Below are 2,857 nucleotides of genomic sequence, written 5' to 3'. Positions count from 1 at the left end.
CAGTGCTGCTACTAGTGCGGATATCAAAGTTGATGAGATTAAGATTAATGCTCCCAATGGACTGGTATTGTTAACCAATCAGTATCAAGCTAACCCATCCTTAGTTAGTGACACCCTGAAAATTAGTTCACTTCTGACTGGTGACGGTACGGATAAAAATAACTTCAAGACCTTGAAGAGCCAGAGATTTTCAGGGAATGGTGGCTCGGTCTATATTGATTATCGCGGCGGGATTGACATAAGCGATCGCATTGATTCTTCTTCTGCTTCTGGGAAAGCGGGGGATATTACCTTGATTACAAATGGTCAACTATCCCTTGACAAAAGTTTCATGATTAGCAACACCTTTGGCAACAAAAAGGGTGGGGATATTACTATCGATACTGGCTCCCTCTATGCCAAAGGTGGCGCTCAGATCGAAACCAGTACGTTTGGTAATGCAGATGCCGGTAAAATTACCATTGTTGCTGATGAGACAGTCACTTTCGAGCGATTCGTAAATGGTCAAGATAGGGATATATCTGATCGAGCAACCGGTCTAGTAAATATTATCAGAGAAGGGGCTGAAGGTAACAGTGGTGGTATTTCTATTACCACCGGTTCCTTGTTTCTAATTGATGGTGCTCAACTGCAAGTCAGAGTTGGAGATCGACAGACTAAGGGGCAGAAGTCAGTGGGTAACTCGGGGGATATTAAAATTGTTGCCCGTGATCAAGTTTCCTTTCGCACCAAGAATCAAGATAGTAGTGGTACTGCTATAACTAGTATCGAGAACAAAGGTGAAGGTAAAGCTGGCAACATCAGGATCGAGGCTAGGTCGGTTTCGTTAACTAATGGCTCCCTGCAATCAAACACTCAAGGGATAGGGGATGCGGGTTCGGTAACGATTATTGCTAAAGAAACAGTCACCTTCGACAGAGGCCCTAACTCTATCCTAAGTAGGGTTAACAAAGAGGGAAATGGCAATGGCGGCAAGGTCTTGATAGAAACTGGGTCACTTTTCCTGACCAATGGTGGTGCCATTATGTCTCAGACAGAAGGGAAAGGAGATGGGGGTAACGTCACAATTAAGGCACGGGATCAGGTCATCGTTAATGGGGTAAGGATGAAAGATGGCAAGCTTTGCAAGGTTCCTATATGTCCTAGTGGTGTATTTAGTCGTGTGTTAGAAACAGGAATGGGAAATGGTGGTGAGATTCAAATTAACGCTAACTCCATTGCTGTGACTAATGGTGCGAAGGTAGATGCTAGCACGAACGGCAATGGTAAGGGTGGACCTATAGAGTTAACCACTAATACACTAACTGTTAATGATGGAGTCATTTCCAGCGCTGCAGGAGATAAAGCGACTGATCAAGCCGGTACAATCACCATACATACTGATTCCCTGAAGGTTGAGGATGAAGGGATAATAACCGTAACCAGCGATAAAGGGATAGCTGGCAATTTGATAATTAATGCTAATTCTTTGTTGCTTAACAATGGAAGACTAGAAGCTAAAACTGCTCAAACTCCCAAAACTGGTGAACCAGGAGCGAATATCACACTAAACGTATCAGACCTAATACAGATCAAAAACGAAAGCTTGATCTCTGCAGAGGCTTTATCAGATCCTAACAAAGGTAATATAATAAACGGAGGTAATATAACTATTGATAATAACCGTAATCATAATCCTAATGATGACCCATTACTGATTGCTTTTCCCGCAACTGGTGCTAATGGTAGTGATATCATTGCTAAAGCTCCCATGGGTCAAGGTGGCGAAATCACTATCAATGCCTTTAGCATCTTTGGTGATATTCAAGAGCGCCCAGCCATTGATGGCAATCGCACCAATGATATAGATGCCACTGGTGGTACAGACGGTGAAGTGAATATCAACACCAGCAATGACTTCTTGGAGCGCGAACCAAACAGCTTACCCACAGAAGCAGGCAATGCTGAATTGTACCAGCGCTGTCAACCGGGTAATAGCACTGGTAGTAGGTTTATCAATACTGGACGTGGAGGATTACCCCCTCGTCCAGGTGAAATTAGCAGCAATAGCCATTGGGAAGACCTACGCCGCCCCTCTGCCCGTGGACGGTATCGCTCCCGTACGGCATTCGTGAATTCCCCCGTTAAGCCCCCCACTACCCCTAAGCCAAAACGGATTATAGAAGCTCAAGGCATCATGATTGATGCTGATGGGAATATCTTTCTGACCGCTAATCCAACTACCGTGATACCGGATGGGTCTTGGCGGCTGTCTGGAAAGTGTGGGGAAATGTAGTGGGGAGATGGGGAGATGGGGAGATCGGGGGCGTTGCTGATTCTGGGTATGGTTTCGCCCCCCTAGCCCCCCAATTTTGGGGGGAACAAAACTCTTAAAGTCCCCCAGAATTGGGGGATTTAGGGGGCTTTAATAAAACCAGATTATCGCGCATTCATTCCTTAATTCAGCAATGCCAGATGGTGAGAATTTAGGTAAATTTTAAATTCAATGTTCACAAATCCGATTCCCGATTCCCGATTCCCGATTCCCGATTCCCGATTCCCGACTCCCGACTCCCGATTCCCTAATAATAATAAGGATTTTCCGGTTCAGGAATTTTCTTAATCCCACTGGCTTCAATCACCAGCTGGCGTTTATCATCCAGGGTTTCAGTAATCATGTTACCTTCAACTTCTATCCAAGTATCAGACGGATAATCATTACGGTTTTCAGTAAGTTTTACTGGCAAACCTAAAGGATAAGCGTCAGCAGCACAACAGGTAATCACAAACCGGGAAATTAAGAGATGGTCTGGAGGGAGATTAGGAGCAATTACTACAAAACCATCTACTTTGACTTTTTGACCGGTATAAGCATCTG

The 2,857-nt window shown here is 44.6% G+C and carries 2 protein-coding genes; one reads left to right on the top strand and one right to left on the bottom strand.

The genetic code is table 11. The features are described 5' to 3' along the window. The coding region (locus F6K49_RS39275) for a hypothetical protein (RefSeq protein ID WP_293105984.1) at positions 1 to 2,275 on the top strand (2,275 nt) is incomplete at its 5' end. A 286-nt stretch (positions 2,276 to 2,561) separates the two neighbouring features. Here the strand turns inward: F6K49_RS39275 and F6K49_RS39270 are convergent. Continuing rightward, positions 2,562 to 2,857, bottom strand: a 296-nt coding sequence (locus F6K49_RS39270) for a TIGR03943 family protein (protein ID WP_293105981.1), incomplete at its 5' end; no start/stop codon positions are given.

The organism is Moorena sp. SIO3I6, from assembly GCF_010672095.1.
This window is presented reverse-complemented; position numbering and strand designations above follow the sequence as displayed.